We start from the raw sequence: 18,541 nt of genomic DNA on the forward strand, positions 1-18,541 counted from the left end.
GGGTGACAGCCGCGCCCGCAACCGGCCGGGAGGCCCCGGCCGCCCGTCGTGCCGGGCCCGCCGCTCGTCGACGGTCGCGCACCGTTCATCTCCGTATCGCACACAGTTGTGCCGGGGATCCTCACAGGAGTGAGCGCAGCGTCTAGTCTTTGCCCGACCCTTGCACATCAGGGTGTTCCGAGAGCGTCACACAGGCAGTACCGAGCACGGGTGGAGCGAGCAGCGGCCCGGGGCGGGCGGCGCGGGGCGGTCCCCCTCGGTGCACGGCCCCGCGGCATCAGCCATCGGGGGCGTACGTGGGCGAGAACGAGATGTCTGTCTTCGGGGTCCCGGAGGCCGAGGAAGAGATCTACCGGCACTTCCTGCGCAACCCCGGAACCCGCACCGACGACCTCCACCTCCTGCTGCACTCCCGGCCGGGCGAGACCCGGGCCCGGATCGCCCGGCTCCAGAAGCTGGGGCTGCTGCACACCGAGGACGCGGAGCGGCGGATCTTCCCGGCGGACCCCGAGGTGGCGCTCGCCCGGCTGGTGGACGTCCGGCTGGCCGCGCTCCATCAGGAGCTGCAGCGCGTCACCCGGTCGCGGCACGTCATTGATGGTCTACGCGCGGAGCAGGGGGCCCGTTCACCCCATCCGCAGGGCATCGAGCAGCTGGAGGGGCTCGCCCAGATCCGTAACCGGATCGACGACCTCGCGTTCTTCGCCCGGGACGAGATCCTGTCCGTGGAGCCGTACGCCCGGCTGTCGGCGGAGAACATCGCCCGGTCCCGCCCGCTGGACCTGCGCTGCCTGCGGCGCGGGGTGCGGATCCGCAACGTCGTCTCCAGCACGGCGCTCCAGGACCCGCCGACCGCCGCCTATCTGCGGGAGCTGGCCGAGCACGGGGCGGCGATCCGGGTGACGCCGGACACCACGGAGCGGCTGCTCGTCTACGACCGCCGGGCGGCGCTCGTCCCGCTGGACCCGCGCGACACCGCGCGGGGTGCGCTCCTGGCCCATCGCAGCGGCCTGGTCTCCAACATCATCTCCCTGTTCGAACGGATCTGGGACCAGGCCGACGACCTGTCCCGGGCCGTCGGCGGCGCGGAGAGCGGTGAGGGCGCGGCCGCCCCCCGGCCCTCCGGCATCGAGCGCCGCGTGCTGGTGTCGATGTGCACGGTGGGCAAGGACGAGGCGGGCGCGCGGGAGCTGGGGGTGTCGGTGCGGACCTACCGGCGGCATGTCGCCGACCTGATGCAGACGCTCGGCGCGGCGAGCCGGGCGCAGGCCGCGCTGCTGGCCCGCGAACGCGGCTGGATCTGACCGCCGGGGGCTCCTGGGCCCGGTGGGCCCGGCCCCTGATCGGCTGGACACCCCCTACGCCTGCGGCTCCTCCGCCCAGCCGCGCAGGGCCGTGTCCGCCAGGACGCGGGACACCGCCCGCCGCACCGCCGACGCGTCCGTCGCCCCGGCCAGCTCGAACCGCAGCACCACCCGGTCCTGCCCCACCTCGGGGTGGCAGGCCCAGTGCCCCGGGAGCAGTCCCAGCAGCCGTACGACGGTGGTCCACCCGGTCGGGGCCGCGCGGTCGTGGCGTACGACGACGACGTCGGTGACCCCGGCCCGGGTCGTCCGGGCGGTCCGGGCGGTCCGGCGAGCCGTCATGACGCCGTCCCCCGGCCCCCGGCGGCCGCCCGCTCCAGCACCTGCCGGGCCGCCGTCGCCAGGGCGGTGATGCCGACGGGCAGGGCGGCCCTGACGTCGGGGGCGAAGCCGGGTGCGTGGTTGGGCGGTACGGGCTCACCTCCGGCGCGGGCCGCCCGCCAGGGGCCGGCTCCGGTGGTCCCGAGCATCCAGTACGCGGCCGGGACCCCGCCCGCCGCGAAGTGCGGGAAGTCCTCGGTGGCCGCCGACCCGGCGAGGTCCAGCACCCGGGCGGGGCCCAGGAGCGCCTCGTGGACCCGGCGCACCCGGGCCGTGAGCGCCGGGTCGGGGCACAGGGCGGGCGAGCGGGCGGTGACGGTGAACGCGGGTGGGCGTGGGGCTCCGGAGGCGGCGGCCTCGGCCCGGACGGCCCGTTCGGCGGCGGCCACCAGCCGGTCGAGCGCCGGTTCCGTGAACGCCCGGATGGTGAGGGAGAGTTCGGCGTGGTCGGGGGTGATGTTGCCGCGCTCGCCGGCCCGTACCGAGCCCACGGTGAGCACGGCCTGTTCGGCGGGCACGGTCTCCTCGGCCACCACGGTGCGCAGCCGCAGCACGGTGGCGGCGGCCATCAGGACCGGGTCGAGGTTGAGGTGCGGGGTGGCCGCGTGCCCTCCCCGGCCGTGCAGGACCGCCTCGACGGCGATGCTGCCCGCCATCAGGGGCGGCCCGTCGGCCGGTGCGTGGGCGAGGGTCCCGGCGGGGAGCGGGACGGCGTGCTGGGCGAGGACCGCGTCGGGGACGCCGAACCGCTCGTACAGCCTGCCGTCCTCCAGCAGGGACCGGGCTCCGCTCAGCGTCTCCTCCTCGGGCTGCCCGACGACGAGGACGGTGCCCCGCCAGCCGTCCCGGGAGGCGGCGAGGAGCTCCACCGCGCCGGTGACCGCAGCGATGTGCAGGTCGTGGCCGCAGGCGTGCATGACGCCGGGCACGGTGCTGGCGTAGGGGAGTCCGGTGGCCTCGGTGACGGGCAGCGCGTCGAGTTCGGTGCGCAGCAGCACGGTGGGGCCGGGGCCGTTGCGCAGGACCCCGACGAGTCCGTGGCCGCCGCCCACGGACCGGGTGACCGTACAGCCGTGTTCCGCGAGCCGGGCGGCGAGGCGGTCGGCGGTGCGGTGTTCGTGGCCGGAGAGTTCGGGGTGGGCGTGCAGGTCGAGGTAGAGCTCGACGGCGGAGCGGAGCAGGGGGCGCGGCAGGGGCCCGGACGCGGGGGCCGTGCTCACCGGGGTCCCGGCCGCATCCCTTCCACCCGCCGTGCGGCCGTCGCCCGACGCCGTTCCGTTCCCCGCGCGCCCGTCCCCGTGCCTGTCGTCGTCCGCGTTCTCCGTCGCTCCCGCCGCTGTGACCACCGCGCACCTCATCTCTGCTCAACGAGCCTGCTCCGTACGGCTGTCACGTGCCGCGCCGTCGCCCTGTCACCGGATGTCAGCGATGTGACAGCGAAACCGCGGCCGATCTGACAGCGGCCGCCCCTGCAATGGGTCCAGCACCCGGGCACCGGACCGGATCGGCCGGCCGGACCCCCACGGGACCAGGGAGACCGCCATGACCCCCAAGACCGAACTCGCCACCCTCGCCGACGAGATCCTGGAGCTGGAGTCGGAGACCTTCGAGATCTCGGACTACTCCGACGCCTCCGAGGTCGTCCTCGCCGGTTCCACGTCGTGTTCCTCGACGTCGACCTGCTCCAGCACCACCAGCACCACCTCCTGCAGCGCCTGAGACCGCTGCTCGGCCCGCCCGTGCGCCGGCCCCCTCCGTCGGTCGGAGGGGGCTGTCGTACGTGGTGCGCGGGCCGGTCACGGGAACGGGTGCGGGACGGCCTTGATCTCCGCCTCCGGCAGGTCGTCGGCCCGCCGGCCCGCCGCCCGCGGCGCGGTCCGCAGCCGGGGCATGTGCAAAGCCCGCTGTCTGCTCCAGCCGAAGTCCAGCGGCAGCAGCCCGGGGACGACGGTGGAGACGGTGTGCAGGCCCATCCGGTGCTGCTCCGGCGTGGTCTGGTCGACGGCGATGACGTCGTACCCCGCCCCCGTCAACCGGTCCCGCAGCAGCCGCAGATCGTCCAGCAGATCGCCGGTGCGGGGGCGCAGCGGCTCCCAGTCGGCGAACACCTCCGTCAGCGGGAGCACGGCGACCGGATCCAGGTACTCGGCGGCGTGCCGGGCCATCGACGGCAGCCCGTAGAGCTGGGCGTGGTCCTTGAGATGCCGGACCTTGGTGAAGTCCCTTTCCATCTCCTCCAGTTCGGACCGGCGTTCGGCCACCTGGTAGGGCAGGTGCGGGATGTAGGTGAGCACTTCGGACAGGGCCGCCTCCACCGTGTCCGCCGGGTCGAAGCCGGCCGCCGCGCTGAAGGACAGCGTGCCGGGGCCGCCGTCCCTGCGGACCGCGAGGGCGGTGACGACGGGGACCGCCAGATCCATCCGGGTGTCGAAGGCGTGCACGTCGTAGCCGTGCAGGGCCGCCCGGTCGAGCATCGAGCGGACGGCGGGGGTGGTCGCGCCGGTGAGGTCGATCCCGGTGAGGCGCGCCCGGCCGTACCAGGCGAGGAGGAAGGCGTCCCGTTCGACGAGTTCGAGGAGGCCGAAGAGGATCGCCTCCTCCAGGCTGCCGCCGGTGGCGCAGCCGTTGGAGCATTCGAAGACGAAGTTGTCCGCGTCGACACCCGCGCTGTAGTGGGCGAGCCGGGCCGGGACGAGGATGGGAGCGTCGGCGCGCAGGGAGTGGCCCCAGACCCACGGGATCGGCCGGTCCGGGTCGAAGGGGCTGACCAGGGGGTCGGTGGCGTACGTCTGCGGGGTGTAGAAGCCGCAGTCGGCCGGGTTCAGGGCCTGGCCGGTGAGGTTGCGGTAGCTGTCGACGACCGGGGTCGTGCCGCGTCGGCGGTGGGTGCCCGCGTACCGCTCAAGGCCCTCCAGGTGGGCGAGGGTGCGGCTGGTGGCGTACCGGTTGGCCTGGCCGCTCCACGTGACGTCGTTGAGACCGGCGTAGCCGCGCACGAAGTGGGTTCCGGCGACCGGGGCGGTGGTGGTGGACGTGGGGTTGATCCAGACGTCGGAACCGAGCGCGCCGCAGACCGGGTTGGCGAGGGCGGCGGTCGGCAGCGGGTAGGAGTCGAGCGTGCGCAGGCGGTACGTGCCGGGGTCCGGCTTGGGGGCGGAGGCCAGGGTCATACGGGCGGCCTCCGCCGTGTCCGGGACCTCGTGGACGCAGGCGGGGCACAGGGGTTCGGGCAGCAGCGGGAAGGTGGCCGTGGCGAGGGTGACCAGGTCGACCCGGGTGACCTGGGGAAGCGCCCGGTCGGCGGGGGTGGCGGCGGAGCCCTCGGGGCACGTGGGTGCCTCGGGGCCGGCGGAGGGGGCAGAGCCGACGGGGCCCTCGGGGCCGGGTAGCCCCGGCCCGCTGCGCAGGCCCGTGAAGACCGCGCTGTACGTCGCCCACACCGCGTCCACCGCGTACTCCGTGAGCACCGGCCAGTCCACGGCCCCCTGCGGCTCGTACCCCAGTTCCAGGGCCTCCCGCTCCGAGCGGCTGCGCAGCCGCTGCCAGCGCATCGCCAGGCACTGACCGCAGACGGCGGTATCGGGCGCGCCGCCCCAGGGGCCGATCAGGACGGCCCGGGAGGTCAGCTGCACGGTGGCGGCGGGCCGGGTGCCCGCGTACGGGTCCGGGTGGCCGAAGCCGAGGACGTCGGCGGCCCCGAGGGGGACCACGTACGGCGCGGGCGGGCCGCCCTCACCGGGCACCTCCGCGTGGCGTGCCGACAGCGCGGACTGGAGCCGGGCGCGCGCCGCGTCCAGCGGGGCCGGGGCGGTGGCCGTCGTCATGACTTGTCGCTCCAGCGGAAGGTCTTCAGCGCCACCGCGCCGAGGACGAGGGCGAATCCGGCGAGGACGGCGCACGCGACGCCGATGTCGGCCGGGGAGCCGCCGCCGGTCAGCGCGCCGGAGACCCCGTCGTTGAGGTAGCGCAGGGGAAGGATCCGGGAGAGGGTCTGCATCCAGCCGGGCATGGCGTCCAGCGGGAAGAACGAGCCGGACAGGAACGCCATGGGAATCATCAGGCAGTTGGCGACGGCGGCGACCGCTTCGGGGGTCTTCGCATAGCTGCCGACGATGACGCCGAGCGCGAGGAACGCGGTGATGCCGAGCACCAGCACGGGCAGGACGAGCGGCCAGCGGCCGTCCAGCTCAAGACCGAAGGACGGCAGCAGGGCCACGGCGACGAAGAGGGCCGCCTGGACGGCCCCGATGGCCAGGGCCAGGACGTAACGGGAGGCGAGGACGGCGGAGACCGGGGTGGGCGTCATCCGGATCAGCCGGAGGATGTCGTCGCGCCGCCACTGCATGAGGACGAACCCGACGCCGAAGACGGCGGCGTTGGCGACGCCCCAGGACAGCACACCGGGCGCGATGTAGTTGATGTAGGGCTTGCCGCTCTCCTCGACGGTCTGGCCGTGGAAGATCAGCCCGAAGACGACGAGGAAGATCAGCGGGAAGGCGAAGGTGAAGAAGAGGGTGGTGCGGTCGCGGGTGTAGGCCCGGTACCCGGCCTGGCTCAGCGCGGTGTAGGCGCTCATGGGGTGTCTCCGTATCGCTGGATCGCTGGATCGATGCGCGTGGATGGGGCGGGTCTTCCGGGGGCCGGAGCTTCCGGGGTGCGGATCTTCCGGGGGTTACGGCTGTGGGGCGCCGGTGCCGGTGCCGGTGAGCTCCAGGTACACGTCCTCCAGGCTCGCCGTCCTGGTCTGTACGCCCTGGAGCCCCGTGATCGCGTCGACGGCTGCCAGGACCCGGCCCGCGGCGAGGGTCTCCAGCACGAGCGAGCCGCCTTCCTCGGTCACCCGGTCCACATCCGCGATGGCACGGGCCTGTTCGGGGGTGAGGCGGCCGGCCGGGACCAGCAGCCGGGTGGTCGGGGTGGCGGCGGCGATCAGCCGGCCGGGGCTGTCCAGCGCGGCGACCCTGCCCGCGACCATGATGGCGACCCGGTCGCAGAGCGCCTCGGCCTCGTCCAGGTGGTGGGTGGTGTAGACGATGGTGCGGCCCTGGCCCTTGAGGTCGCGCAGGACCTGCCAGAGCGAGCGGCGGGCCTGCGGGTCGAGGGCGGCGGTCGGCTCGTCCAGGAAGATCAGTTCGGGTTCGTGGACCAGGGCGGAGGCGATGGCGAGCCGCTGCCGCTGGCCGCCGGAGAGGTCGTCGACCCGGGTGTCGCCCTGCTCGGTGAGGCCGACGGAGGCGAGCGTGCGCTCGGCGGCCGCCGGGTCGCACCGGTAGAGGGCGGCCATGGTGGCCAGGTGTTCGCGGGCGGTCAGGCGGACGAAGAACGCGGAGGCCTGGGTCTGCACGCCGAGCCGGGGCAGCAGGGCGGTGTTGCGCGGCCAGGGGCTCTCCCCCAGGACCGCCACCGTGCCGGAGTCGGCCCGCCGCTGGCCCTCCATGATCTCGACGAGGGTCGTCTTGCCCGCCCCGTTGGGCCCGAGCAGCCCGAAGAACTCCCCGCGTTCGACGGTCAGCGAGACCCCGTCGACGGCCCGGGTGGCCCCGTACGTCTTGCGGACCTCGGTCAGGGCGACGGCGGGCCCGGCGGACGGACCTGCCGGGCGGTCCTGCGGAGGGCGGGGGGCGGTGGACGTCATGGGACTCTCCTCGATGGGGAACAGCGGGCCCGGGGCGGGCACTTCAGGCGGTCAGCAGGTGGTGGGCGCCCGCGACGACCACCGCGACGGCGGTGGCCAGGACGAGAACCGTGGCCGAGGCGTAGACGGGGTAGGCGATCCGGGCCCGGCGCGGGTAGGCGGCCGCTTCCGGGGAGCGGCGCAGGGCGAGCCGCAGGTAGCCGCCCGCGGAGGCGGCGAGGCCGGTGGCCCCGGCGAGCTGGCACGCGATCCTGTAGCCGTCCAGCGGGGGCAGCGGCACGAGCATGGTGAACGCCTGGACGCTGCCGAGGAGCAGGAGGGCGGCGAACGCCTCGTGCGTCGCGTCGTCGAGCGGGGCGAACAGCCACAGCGCGCAGAACGGGAGCAGGAAGACCAGGTTCATCACCGCACCGGCGGCGGCCGTGGCGATGCGGTGCCGGCGGGTGCCGAGGTAGAGGTAGTCGTCGACCGTGCAGTACATGATGACGGCGGGCAGCCGCCACCGCAGCCCGATCTCGGCGACCCGCCCGCCGTGGTGCCGGGCCACCACGCCGTGCGCCAGCTCATGGAGGGCGGTGCTCACCCAGAGCAGGACCGCCGTACCGGTCAGCAGGACCGGGTTGGCCACCAACCCCCGCACCGCGAGCAGCAGTTCGCCGGACCGGGCGACGACCACCGCCTCCATGGCGAGGACGAGGGCCAGCAGCGGCACCAGGGCCGCGGGCGCGAGCAGGAAGCCGAAGACCCGGTGGAGGCGGGCGGTCGTGGCGTCGGCGTCGGCCACCAGGGGGAGGGAGCCGCGCAGGAGGGTGCGCCTGTCCGGCCGCGCGGAGGTGGGGGCCTGGGGGGTGGTGGCCTGCGGGACGGGCCTCGGCTCGGGGGCGCCGGCCAGCAGGCCCTTCGCGCCCAGCAGGGCCAGGAGCCGCTGCCAGTGGGCGTCGCCCAGCCGCCGCCCGTACTCCCCCGCGTACGCCTCGCCGATCTCCGCGAGGCTCCGCTCCCCGTCCATACGGGCGATGAGGAAGTGCTCCTTGACCCCGACCTTGAAGGAGTTCCCGGTCTCGGCGTCCTTGATCAGGTGGACGGTCGCGGCCCCGTCCAGCAGCGGATCGCTGAGCAGCACGCGGGGCCGCAGCGCGGGGCGGTAGGCGGCGAGCGCCTCGGGGGCCGCGCTCACGGGGTCTCCTTGAGGACCCGGCCCAGGACGTGGCTGAGGTAGGCCTCGTCGCGGATGGTGACGTGCAGCCGGTTGTTGGTCATGTGCATGTACGGGGAGAGCAGCAGGGGCAGCGCCACCGCCGGGTCGGTGACCCGCTCGTCCCGCTCACCGTCCCAGGACCGGAACACCAGGTCCCCGTCGACGGCCAGTTTCCGGGCCCGGTCCCGCAGTTCGGCGCAGTGCTCGGCCCAGTCCGCCAGGGACCCGGGCAGCGAGCGGGCGCTCCCGGGCGGTGCCGTGGCGGCCCGCACCCGCGCGAACCGGTCCCGCAGCCCGTCCGCCGTTCGGGCGTAGTTGGTGTCGTACTCCTCGGTGCCGATGAAGCCGGTGCCGGGGAACGCCCGGTGCCAGAACGTGTAGTAGTCGTCCAGGTATTGGGCCAGCTCCGCCCGTTCCGGCAGGAAAGTGGACGACATCACCATCATCAGCTGGGCCGCCGTGCCGAGCAGTACGGTGCGCAGGTGGAGGTTCTTGGTGGCGAGGGCGTCGATCACCAGGTCGCTGGAGTGCCGGAAGTGCCACTCGGCCAGCTCGGTCCCGGCGGGCCCGCCGTACTTCCCGAACTCCGGCTCGTACGGCTCCCGGTGGCGGGAGTTGTTGGGGCGCAGGTTCATCCGGCCCTGCGCGTCCGTGTAGTGGCCGCGCTCGCTGCCGGGGAACTCGATCTCGAAGAGGGTGTTGTAGAAGTCGTTGAGGAACCCGGAGTCGACCTCGTACAGCGCGGGCCGCTCGGCCAGAAACGCGTCCACGGCCCGCTCGGTGCGGCGGGCGACCTCCGGCTCGGCGGCGGTCGTCGACGGCTTCAGGCGCAGCCGGACGTGGGGGCCCTCCAACCAGTAGTTGATGAAGAAGTACCCGGCGAGCAGGCCGTCCGCCTCCAGCTCCGCGACCAGCGGGCGGACGCAGTTCAGCAGGAAGGGGCGGGGGTTGGCGGCGTAGAAGACGTGGGTGGCCTGCCAGGCGCCGGCCGTTCCGGCCGTTCCGGTCGCTCCGGTCGCTCCGGTCGTGAGCGGTGTCATGAGGTGGTCCTCCTGTGGACGGGTACGGCCGTCTCCACGGCCAGTTCGGCGACATGGCGGCCGCGGCCCGAGACGGTGGGCAGCGCGTCCTCGTCGGGCAGCATCTCCCGGAACACGACCCGTGCGTCGGGGGACTTGATCAGCGCCTCGAAGGCGGACAGCGACAGCGGGCTGTCGAAGTCGAGGTACTGCGGCTTGGCCCCGGTCGCGCCCCGGGCACCGGTGTCCGACACGGTCGCGAAGACCCGGTCGGGCAGCCCGTGGGCCCGCCGGAAGGCGTGCCAGTCCAGGAACCAGCCGTCCTCCGGTGCGCCCGGCCGGTGCAGCGGCAGGACGGCGGCCGGGGCGCTCCAGCTGCGCCGGCTCAGGACGAGCGAGCCGTGCCGCACCCGGGGCCGCCCGGTGACCCCGCCGCGCGGCTCGCCCTCGGGGACGCCCGCCCACACGTTGAGCGGGGCCATCGAGGTCGGGGAGAGGAGGAGCAGGGTGCGGGGCAGTTCGGGCAGGGCGAGGGGGACCAGGTAGCCGAGGTAGACGGGGATCACCTCGCGGTCCAGGCGGGCCGAGCGCAGGGCGAGCCGGTCGGCCTCGGGGTCGTGCACGAGGTGGAGGTCGTCCAGGTCGATCCTGAACTCCTCTTCCAGCGTGCCGCGTTCGCCGGGGCAGACGATCTCGTACGGGGTGAGCCTGCCGTGCAGGTTGAGGTTGCTGGTGACCGGGCCGCCGGTGACCTCGGCGAGCACGGCCCCTTCGGGCACGAGCGTTCCCGTGTGCGCGAGGAGCTGTTCACCGAGGCCGTCGAAGAGCTGGGTGAACCGGCTGAACGGGAACGACACCCCGCCGTAGGACCGGTTGAGGACGACGAGCGGGTCGCCCGGGCGGTCGGCGATCTGGACGTGGTGGCTCATCGGGGCGAAGTCGGCCGGGGGGATGTCGAGTTCGCCGGCGACCGCGTCCAGGAACGCGTCGTCGAGCCACACCTCGGCCGCCCCCGGCTCCGCCGCCTCCCACAGGGCGGACATCCGGGCGGTGAAGGTGCGGCGCGCGGCGTCGAGGGCGCGCAGCCGGGGCAGGCCGAGCCAGTTGACCTCCGGGACGTAGGTGCCGTCGGCGTCGTACGGGGTGCGGGAGGCGGTGAACGTCATGTACTGGTCGAAGAAGTCCTCGTGGAAGTCGTGGACCAGCTTCAGCAGGTCGTCGCAGCGGCCCCCGCGTCCGTAACGCGCCAGGAAGAAGCCCTGGAAGGTAATCCGCTGCGGGAGGGTGAGGTCGAGGGCGGGCAGCACCCGCTCGATGGCCGCCAGCGGCCCGGCGGCCAGCTCGCGCCAGGCGTCGGGGTCCAGGGTGACGCCTGTGCCGACGCCGCCCGGCGCGCCGCCCGAGGCCGGGCCCCCCGAGGCAGGGTCGCCCAGTGCCGGGGCGCCCCGGTCCGCCGCTCGCCCCGGCCCCGCCGCCGCGTCCTCGTACAGCAGCGTCTGCGGGACCTTCGCGCGCGCGACCCCCAGCTCCTCCTCCTGCACCTCCCGCAGCCCGGCCCGCACGGCTGCCAGCAGGGCGCGCCGCTCGTCCGGGGCCGCGTCGGCGAAGCGGGCCGCGTGGGCGGCGGTCTCCTCCAGCCGGTCCGCGAGCCGGCCGGCCCAGGGGCGGTCCAGGCCACGCAGCGCGGCCTGGAAGGCCCGGAGCGGGTCGGTGTCGTGGACCTCGGTCCGCAGACACGGCACCTGGACCATGCCGACGTCCAGGAGCGCCCCGAGGTACTGCTCGCACTCCTCGCGCGCCGCTCCCCGGTCCTCTTCCAGCCAGGCCGCCAGCTCGCCGTACCGGATCGTGCCGCGTTCCTCGAACAGGCCGAGCAGCCGTTCCAGGGTGCCGCTGCGGCGCAGGAAGAACAGCCGGTCCTTCACGGCGTCGAAGGTGACGGCGGTGTCGTCGTCCCCCGCCGTGACCCAGCGCCGGACGTAGCGGACCCGGTCGTCGTCACGGCCCCAGCCGGAGGCCAGGGCGAGCGGCAGATCGGCCCGGCGCACCGGGTCGGCGATCACCGCGTCGGCGAGCCGGCCGAGCGCCACGACGTTCAGCCGGACCTGCGTCCGCCACTCCTCCCCGACCCGCACACGCAGGCCGTCCGAGCCGCCGAGGACGCCGGGGGCGACACCGGTGAAGGTGGAGAAGGGGCTGGTCTTGCACGCGGTCCGGTAGACGTAGGAGAGCAGCGAACGTTCGATCTTGCGCTGTTTGCGATCCGGCCGCGCCCCGGGGCGGGACGCCTTCTCCCGGTAGGCGTCGAGCTGGGCGTCCAGGGTCGGCGAGGCGAGCAGCAGCCCTTTGCGCAGCCGCTCGTGACCCGCGATCCGGGCCAGCTCGGTGCGGGTGCGACCGGTCTCGTCCGCCAACAGGGCGGCCCCCGCGTCCCGCTGCTCGGCGAGGGCGCGCCGGCCGGTCAGCCAGTCGGCGAGGGCCCGGGCGGCGGCCGGGTCGAGGGCGCGGACCCGGGTCAGGGCGTCCTCGGCGGCGACGGGGTCCGGCAGCCGGTTGTTGAAGACGTCGCGGCGCAGCTTCAGCAGGGCGCGGCGCAGCGGTTCGTCGTCGCTGCCGCCGATCAGCCCGTGCAGCTGGTCGGCGGCCTTCCCGGCGAGCAGGGCCAGCTGTCCGGTGGTGTCGAGGACGTCGTCGGCCCAGCGGCGGCTGTCGGGGCAGCGCAGGGCCCGGACCTCGTCGACCGGGAGCCCCGCGACGCGCAGCATGAACGCGGGCGCGGGGGCTGGGGAGTTCGCGGTGTCGGTCATCGTTGTCCCCCGGCTCAGGCGATCTCGTAGCGGAAGTCGGCGGGGGCGGGGCGCTCGTTGCCGATCATCATGATCAGCAGGGGTGCCTCGCCCGCCCCTTCGAGTCCCAGCTCCTCGATGTAGGAGATGTTGTCGAAGCCGAGGGCGACCCCGCAGCCGAGCTCCACGGCCGCGGCGGCGGTGTAGACGGACTGGGCGACAGCCCCGATGGTGGCGTTGACCAGCCGGTATCCCCGGTCGCCGACGGCGTCGAGGACGGCGGTGGTACGGACGGTCGGCACGAGAACGGCCCCGGCCTGCTCCAGGTTGTAGTTGGCGAGGAAGTAGTTCCGCTGGAGGAACTCCCCCGGCCGCCCCTCCTTCACCCGTCGCAGGCTCCGCCGCCCGGGATCGTAGACGTACGAACCGGGCTCGACGCCCTCGACATGGTTCACGAACGCGTACAGCTGCGCCAGCCGGACGTCACCGGTGTCGCCGCCGAGCCGTGACCCGGCCGAGGCGGCGGCCAGACAGGCGGCCAACTGGTCCGCGGTGACCGGCTTCTGGGCGTCGAACCGGCCGAAGCTGCTGCGGCGGGCGCGCAGCGCGGTGCGCACGTCGGCGTCCAGGGGCCGGGCGGGCGGCAGCGCCGCCTCCGGGAGTTCCGGGTCGACGGGGTGGGCGGCGGCGGGCCGGAGGGCGTCCGGGGCGGGGCGGGCGGTGGCGTCGGCCGAGGTGGCCGCCTGCATGCGCAGCAACGCGTCGAAGGTGAGGACGGTACGGGAGCGCTCGGCGTCCGCCCGCCGGACGGAGACGGGCGCGGAGACGCCTGGCCGTTCCGAACCCACCTGCCTACCGGCCCACTTGAGCGGAACGACGGCGAAGATCCCCTCCCGCGCCGGGTCCACGCCGAGCAGGGCGGCCAGGCGTTCCTCGTCGAACCAGAGGGCCGGCTCGACGGCCAGGCCCCGGGCGGCCGCCCACATCCGCCAGGTCTGGACGCAGGCCCCGAGGTCCATGGAGACGGCGTGGAAGGAGAAGCTGTTGTATTTGAAGGAGTTCTGCCAGTACTTGATGCCGAGCACCAGGTACTGGTCGGTCCCGGGACCCGGCGCGCCGTCGCCCAGGGCCTCGCGCACCTGTCCGGAGACATCGCCCGTGAGCAGCCGTTGCATGGTGTGGTGCCGGGTGGAGTAGTAGTGCACCCCCGGCGGTACGGGGGCGCTCGGCCCGGACACCCAGTGGATGCTGACCGGGTAGAGCCCGCCGCCGGAGGCGGAGCCGCGCGACCAGTTGGCCAGCGGATAGAAGGGCAGGGCGTTCAGGTCGGTGTTCGCCTGGACGCCGAGGCGGCGGCCGGTCAGACCGTACGAGTCGCGGAGCATGCCGGAGAGCGACACGAGGTCGAACTCACTCTCCGCCGGTGCCCCTTCGGGGAACAGACCCCGGTCGAGCGTCGCCCCGGCCGGATAGGGGGCGTCGGGCAGCGGGAAGCCGTCCGCGCCCGGGTGGTACTTCGCCTTGCGCGGGCCGTCCTGCCAGTTCGGTACGTAGTCGGCGGGGTCCATCGGGACCCGGCCGCGGTGCATGATCGCGGCGGCGTATTCATGGGCGTATCCCATGGCGGGCTCCTTGGTCACGGCAGGAGGGGGAAGGGAAGAAACGGGCATGGGATCGGTCAGGGAATCGGTCACGGGGATCCGTCATGGGAGTCCGCCTCGGGAATCCGTCTCGGGAATCCGTCACGGGAACGGGTGCGGGGCCGGGTTGAGACCGGCGTCGGTGAGGTCCGCCGTCCGCAGTCCCGCCTCGCGCAGGGCGGTACGGAGCCGGGGCATGCCCAGGGCGCGCTGGCGGGTCCAGCCGAAGTCGATCGGCAGCAGTCCGGGCACGAGCACGCTCACCGTGGTCAGCCCGAGATCCCGCTGTTCCGGCATGGTCTGGTCGACGACCACCACGTCGAACCCGGCGGCGGCCACGGCGTCCACACACCGGCGGAGGTCCTCGCGCAGATCGTCGGAGACGGGAAGGACCGGCCGGGCGCCGGGCCCGTCCCCGTACAGCTCGCTGAAGGTGCGGGCCGGTCGGCGTACGGAACCCGGCGCGCCGAGCAGGAAGTCCGCATGGTCGCCCATCTCGGGGATCCCGTACGCCAGCGGATGGTCGTGCAGCGCCTCGACCTTGGCGAAGTCGGTGGCCATGGCGCGCAGCCGCTCCTCGTCCCGCTGGGTGCGGCCCTGAAGGTTGACGGCGTCGGTGGCGATCTCGCAGAGCGCCCCGGCGAGGGCCGCCTCCGGGTCGAGCCCGGCCCCCGCGCCGAAGCACATCCGGCCGGGCCCGCCGTCGGGGCGGACGGCGACCCCGGTGACGACGGGGATCGGGAAGGTGATCCGGGTGTCGAAGAACCGCGCCTCGTATCCGTACATCTCCAGCCGGTCCACCATGTGCCGGGTGGCGGGGCGGCGGCTGGTGCGCGGGTCGATCTCGGGCAGCGCGGCCCGCCCGTACCAGGAGAGCAGGAAAGCGTCCCGTTCCACGACCTCCATCAGCCCGAAGTAGACAGCCTCCTCCAACGCACCGCCCGAGGCACAGCCGTTGGAGCTCTCCTGAACGAACCGGTTCTCCAGGCCCGGCGCGTGGTAGTACGTGAGCACCTCGGGGACCAGGACGGTGTGTCCGTCCCGCAGCGACCAGCCGCGCACCCAGGGGATCTCCCGGTCCGGGGTGAAGGGCCGCACCCGGGGGTTGGCCCGGTGGAAAGCGTCGGAGTAGAGGCCGCAGACGCGCGGGTCCACGACGGCCCGGCCCTCGGCGCGCAGGGCGTCCAGGGAGGCGTGCACCTGGGCGTGTCTGGCCCGGGGCCGCATCCCCGCGTACCGCTCCAGGCCCTCCAGCACTCCGATGCGCACACTGTCGGCGAAGGTGTCGGCGTGCCCGCCCCAGAACGTCTCGCGCAGATACGGTCCCGAGCGCAGGGAGAAGCAGCCGATGGTGGCGGAGGTGGACGTGGAGGAGACGTCCTGGACGACGGAGGGGCCGAGCGACCCGCAGACGGGGTTGGCGTACGGCTCGACGGGCAGTTCGTAGTCCCGGAGGTCCCGGACCCGGAAGCCGCCGGGCCGCAGCTTGGGCGCGGGCTTCAGGGCGAGGGGCGGCGGCCTCCTCGCTGTCGGGTTCGGGCTGCCCGCAGCGGGGGCACTCCGGGTCGGGTACGAGCGGGTAGTGGCGGACGGCCAGGGTCTGGAGGTCGACGAGATGGACGGCGGGGAAGGCCCCGGTGTCCGGTCCGCCGCCGGCCAGCCGGGCGGCGATCACCCCGGCGACGGCCTCAGCCGCGAACGGGGTGACGTACGGGGAAGGGCCCGCCGCCCGGGTCCCGGAACCGAGCTCCAGCGCCTCGCGCAGGGCGACGGACCGCACGGCCTGCCACCGGCGCTCCAGGCAGCGGGCGCAGGGGCGTCGGTCGGTGCCGGGCGGCGTCGGCAGGGGGCCGACGACGGCGTGCCGCCCGTAGTGGCGCACGGGCACGGCATCGGTCCGGGGCACCTCCCCGTCTGCCGCGAACGCGTCGTGTACGCCCAGGGGTTGGACGTCCAGCGGCGTGGTGACCGCCGCCGCCCTTCGGTGCCGGGCCAGCGCCTGCCGCAGCAGCTCCGCGAGCAGCCGGGTGGACTCCCCCAGCACGGGAGCGTCCGGTGCGTCGGGCCCGCCCGGCGTGCCGGGTACGTCGGGTACGTCGGGTCCATCGGCCGTGTCGGGCGCGTTGGCCACGTCGGGCGCATTGGCCGCGTCGGGCCCGTTGGCCGCGTCGGGCCCGTTGGCCGCGTCGGGCCTGTCCGGCCCGTCGGGCACCTTGGGCGCGCCCCGCAACGTCTCAACGGCCATCGGTGCCGCCCTCGCCGTCCACCGTGAGCAGCACCCGGGCCGTGGCGATGGAGCCGGAGCGCAGGTCCGCCGGGGTCGTCGGCACGTACAGGGCGTCGCGCCCGGCGGACGCCAGCGCCTCCAGCACCGCGTCGAACGAGGTCTCCGCCGTGTCCGCCACGACGGACCCGCCGCCCACCGCGATCGCGCCGGGGGCCAGGTCGGCCACCAGCGGGTCGCCGGGGTCGACCGCCGCCTCCGGGTCCTCGGCGGCGAGCTGGACCTGCCCGAGCAGGTCGCGCAGGGCGGCGGCGGCCGCCGTACGCCGGGACAACCCGGCCCCGACCGCCCAACGCGCACCGCCGACAGGCCCGTTCGCCTCGCGGGCCAGCACCACGTGGGCCGTGCTGCGGGCCGCTTCACCCAGGTCGAGGAGGTCCACGGCGATGTCCAGGTTGGCGGCGGACTTCAGCAGGAACACCAGCTCCGGGTCGTCGCCGCCGACCGCCAACGGGCTCACCGTGGTGCTGCCCCGGACCGCGCGGAGCAGGGCGTCGTGGGCGAGCGCGGACAGCAGTCCCCGGCCCGCCGCCTCCGCCGCGCTGCCGCCCGCCCCGGCTCCGGCGGTGGTCGCCAGGTGCACCCGGTCGCGGTTGTACGGCCCGAACGGGCGCAGGGCGGCGGCCGGTACGCGTACCGGGTCCTTGCCGATCAGGGAGGTCGCCACCGCCCAGGCGGCGGGCACGGCCCCGGTGCCGCCGCCGGTCGTCAGGGCGTCGGGCCCCAGCGTCCGCAGCTCCCGCGCAGCAGCGCCGCCCCGGTCACCGGCCTCGGTTCCCTGGACACCTGTCGGCGGAACCATGTGCTCCACATACGTCTCGGCCGCCGCGTACAGCGCCCGGGTCCGTGCCCCGGCCAGGTGGTGCACGTCGAACGCGGCGATCCGGCGGCGCGCCCCGCCCCCGAGGGCCACCTCGACCCGGCTGAGTTTCAGCGGGGTCTGGGTCAGCTCCTCGTCGTCGTAGCGGCGGAAGGTCCCGGTGTGCGGGCGGACCAGCGCGGTGCTGATCCGGTTCAGCTCCTCGACCAGCTCCTCCGCGTCCCGGGCGGTCTCCACGGTCGCGGTGACGGGCAGGGCGAGGGCCTCGGGCAGGGCGGCGGGACCGTCGGCGTCCTCGGCGGGGAGCGCGGAACAGCGGGTGCAACGGGGGTGGGGCCGGACCGGTTCGGCGATCACGTCCAGCGATTCCAGGTCCTGGACGAGGATCTGGCCGGCCGTCTCGGCGGGCAGCGCTCCGGTGGTCAGGCGGAAGACCTCGTAGCCGACGAGGTTGCCGACCATCGCGGCGACCGGCCCGGACAGGGCGGCCCCGTCGGACGGTACGGCCCCCGCCGCCTCGCTCCACAGCTCGGCCGCCGTGCCGGGGTCGACGTTGCCGCCCAGGCGCAGCAGGGCGCAGGACCAGCAGCCGGTGGAGCCGGCGGTGGAGAGCGGGCCGACGACCAGGCGTCGGCCGAACAGCCAGGCGGGGATGAGCGTCACACCCTCGGGCACTCCGGCGGCCAGCAGCCGGTGCGTGCGCGCCCCGGCCCCGGCTCCGCTGACGACGACGATGTCGTAGCCGTCCAGGTCGGCCCAGCCCGCGTCCGGCCCGGCGGTGACCGGGTCGACGCGCGCCCCGTTGGCGGCGGCCTCGGCTATGACGTCGTCGGAGGCCGCCGGCGCGCCGATGCTCGCGCATCCGTTGCGCACCAGGCTCAGCGCGCACCAGCGGGCCGTCTCGTCGTCACCGAGGACGGCGACACGGGTGGCGCGGTAGCGGGCGAAGCGGGCGGGGGCGTCGTCGGTGTAGTGGTCGACGTAGGCGATCTGGGCGGCGAACCGTTCGGCGGTCTCCGGGTCGACCGCGTCCCCGGCGGTGTCGGCCTCGGGGATGTCCCGGGCGAAGCCGCGCGCGTACAGCGTCTTGACCAGTTCGGCGGCCATCGCCCGCTGCGCGGGCCCGAACCCGGCGCAGAGTTCGGCCATGCGGTGCTGGCCGGTGAGGTGCGGGACGACGAGGGAGGCGAAGCGGTAGGCGGTGCGGCCGGTGAGGTGGAAGCCGCCGTCGGCGTTGTGGAACAGCACCCCGCCGGGGGTCTCGGTGAACAGCACGTCACGGCGGATACGCGGCCGGGTGCCGGCGAGCGCGTCGAACGCCGTCCTCGTGGGGGGCTCCGCGGCCGTGCTGGTCGCGGTGGTCGCGGGCCTCGCGGTGGTATCCGTCGTCTCCGTCGTCGCGGACGTCGGTGCGGGCGTGGCGGGTGCGGCGGATGTGACAGGGGCGGCGGGGGCAGCGCTCTCGGCCATGGGG

12 protein-coding genes and 1 pseudogene are annotated in these 18,541 nt (G+C 74.7%); 2 read left to right on the forward strand and 11 right to left on the reverse strand.

What is annotated here, in order from left to right; genetic code table 11:
• The first annotated feature begins 296 nt into the window (after positions 1-296).
• The gene (locus tag WQO_RS13425) at positions 297-1,304 is read left to right on the forward strand and encodes a hypothetical protein (RefSeq protein WP_010059806.1); all 1,008 of its coding nucleotides are present in this window, start codon (positions 297-299) and stop codon (positions 1,302-1,304) included.
• 54 nt (positions 1,305-1,358) lie between these two features.
• Here the strand turns inward: WQO_RS13425 and WQO_RS13430 are convergent, their stop codons facing one another.
• Positions 1,359-1,646 carry a hypothetical protein gene (locus WQO_RS13430; RefSeq protein WP_010059805.1) on the reverse strand — a complete coding sequence of 96 codons (288 nt, stop codon included), beginning with the start codon at positions 1,644-1,646 and terminating at the stop codon, positions 1,359-1,361.
• Positions 1,643-3,043, reverse strand: coding sequence for an amidohydrolase (locus WQO_RS13435; protein ID WP_029182211.1), 1,401 nt, complete (start codon positions 3,041-3,043; stop codon positions 1,643-1,645). The genes WQO_RS13430 and WQO_RS13435 overlap by 4 nt, the downstream gene beginning before the upstream one ends.
• Positions 3,044-3,227: 184 nt before the next feature.
• Here WQO_RS13435 and WQO_RS13440 point away from each other — a divergent pair, with 184 nt between their 5' ends.
• Positions 3,228-3,404: a thiazolylpeptide-type bacteriocin gene (locus WQO_RS13440; RefSeq protein WP_010059803.1), complete on the forward strand. Its 177-nt coding sequence runs from the start codon at positions 3,228-3,230 to the stop codon at positions 3,402-3,404.
• 77 nt (positions 3,405-3,481) lie between these two features.
• Here WQO_RS13440 and WQO_RS13445 read toward each other — a convergent pair whose 3' ends face one another.
• The 9 genes and pseudogenes from WQO_RS13445 to WQO_RS13485 all read right to left on the reverse strand — a co-directional run bounded on the left by WQO_RS13445 (position 3,482) and on the right by WQO_RS13485 (position 18,537).
• On the reverse strand, positions 3,482-5,509 hold the full coding sequence (locus WQO_RS13445; protein ID WP_010059802.1) for a TOMM precursor leader peptide-binding protein: 2,028 nt from the start codon (positions 5,507-5,509) through the stop codon (positions 3,482-3,484).
• Positions 5,506-6,261 carry an ABC transporter permease gene (locus WQO_RS13450; RefSeq protein ID WP_010059800.1) on the reverse strand — a complete coding sequence of 252 codons (756 nt, stop codon included), beginning with the start codon at positions 6,259-6,261 and terminating at the stop codon, positions 5,506-5,508. The genes WQO_RS13445 and WQO_RS13450 overlap by 4 nt, the downstream gene beginning before the upstream one ends.
• Before the next feature lie 96 nt (positions 6,262-6,357).
• On the reverse strand, positions 6,358-7,320 hold the full coding sequence (locus WQO_RS13455) for an ABC transporter ATP-binding protein (protein WP_010059799.1): 963 nt from the start codon (positions 7,318-7,320) through the stop codon (positions 6,358-6,360).
• 43 nt (positions 7,321-7,363) lie between these two features.
• A complete protein-coding gene (locus WQO_RS13460; RefSeq protein ID WP_010059798.1) occupies positions 7,364-8,497 on the reverse strand; it encodes a metalloprotease in 1,134 nt (377 codons plus the stop codon).
• On the reverse strand, positions 8,494-9,558 hold the full coding sequence (locus WQO_RS13465) for a lantibiotic dehydratase C-terminal domain-containing protein (RefSeq protein ID WP_010059797.1): 1,065 nt from the start codon (positions 9,556-9,558) through the stop codon (positions 8,494-8,496). The genes WQO_RS13460 and WQO_RS13465 overlap by 4 nt, the downstream gene beginning before the upstream one ends.
• On the reverse strand, positions 9,555-12,344 hold the full coding sequence (locus WQO_RS13470; RefSeq protein WP_010059796.1) for a lantibiotic dehydratase: 2,790 nt from the start codon (positions 12,342-12,344) through the stop codon (positions 9,555-9,557). Before WQO_RS13470 ends, WQO_RS13465 begins: the two co-directional genes overlap by 4 nt.
• 14 nt (positions 12,345-12,358) lie before the next feature.
• Positions 12,359-13,945: a nitroreductase family protein gene (locus tag WQO_RS13475; RefSeq protein ID WP_010059793.1), complete on the reverse strand. Its 1,587-nt coding sequence runs from the start codon at positions 13,943-13,945 to the stop codon at positions 12,359-12,361.
• 120 nt (positions 13,946-14,065) lie between these two features.
• Positions 14,066-16,208: pseudogene (locus WQO_RS13480) on the reverse strand (TOMM precursor leader peptide-binding protein).
• Positions 16,198-18,537 (reverse strand): TOMM precursor leader peptide-binding protein, encoded by a 2,340-nt coding sequence (locus tag WQO_RS13485; protein WP_010059790.1) that lies wholly within the window; start codon positions 18,535-18,537, stop codon positions 16,198-16,200. The pseudogene WQO_RS13480 and the gene WQO_RS13485 overlap by 11 nt, the downstream one beginning before the upstream one ends.
• Positions 18,538-18,541: the final 4 nt, after the last annotated feature.

The organism is Streptomyces globisporus C-1027 (assembly GCF_000261345.2).
In the GTDB taxonomy this organism is placed as follows: domain Bacteria; phylum Actinomycetota; class Actinomycetes; order Streptomycetales; family Streptomycetaceae; genus Streptomyces; species Streptomyces pakalii.

Coding starts and splice junctions, on each gene's coding strand:
- WQO_RS13430 (WP_010059805.1), bottom strand. CDS start 1,646: ATGACGGCTCGCCGGACCGCCCGGACCGCCCGGACGACCCGGGCCGGG.
- WQO_RS13435 (WP_029182211.1), bottom strand. CDS start 3,043: ATGAGGTGCGCGGTGGTCACAGCGGCGGGAGCGACGGAGAACGCGGAC.
- WQO_RS13440 (WP_010059803.1), top strand. CDS start 3,228: ATGACCCCCAAGACCGAACTCGCCACCCTCGCCGACGAGATCCTGGAG.
- WQO_RS13445 (WP_010059802.1), bottom strand. CDS start 5,509: ATGACGACGGCCACCGCCCCGGCCCCGCTGGACGCGGCGCGCGCCCGG.
- WQO_RS13450 (WP_010059800.1), bottom strand. CDS start 6,261: ATGAGCGCCTACACCGCGCTGAGCCAGGCCGGGTACCGGGCCTACACC.
- WQO_RS13455 (WP_010059799.1), bottom strand. CDS start 7,320: ATGACGTCCACCGCCCCCCGCCCTCCGCAGGACCGCCCGGCAGGTCCG.
- WQO_RS13465 (WP_010059797.1), bottom strand. CDS start 9,558: ATGACACCGCTCACGACCGGAGCGACCGGAGCGACCGGAACGGCCGGA.
- WQO_RS13470 (WP_010059796.1), bottom strand. CDS start 12,344: ATGACCGACACCGCGAACTCCCCAGCCCCCGCGCCCGCGTTCATGCTG.
- WQO_RS13475 (WP_010059793.1), bottom strand. CDS start 13,945: ATGGGATACGCCCATGAATACGCCGCCGCGATCATGCACCGCGGCCGG.
- WQO_RS13485 (WP_010059790.1), bottom strand. CDS start 18,537: ATGGCCGAGAGCGCTGCCCCCGCCGCCCCTGTCACATCCGCCGCACCC.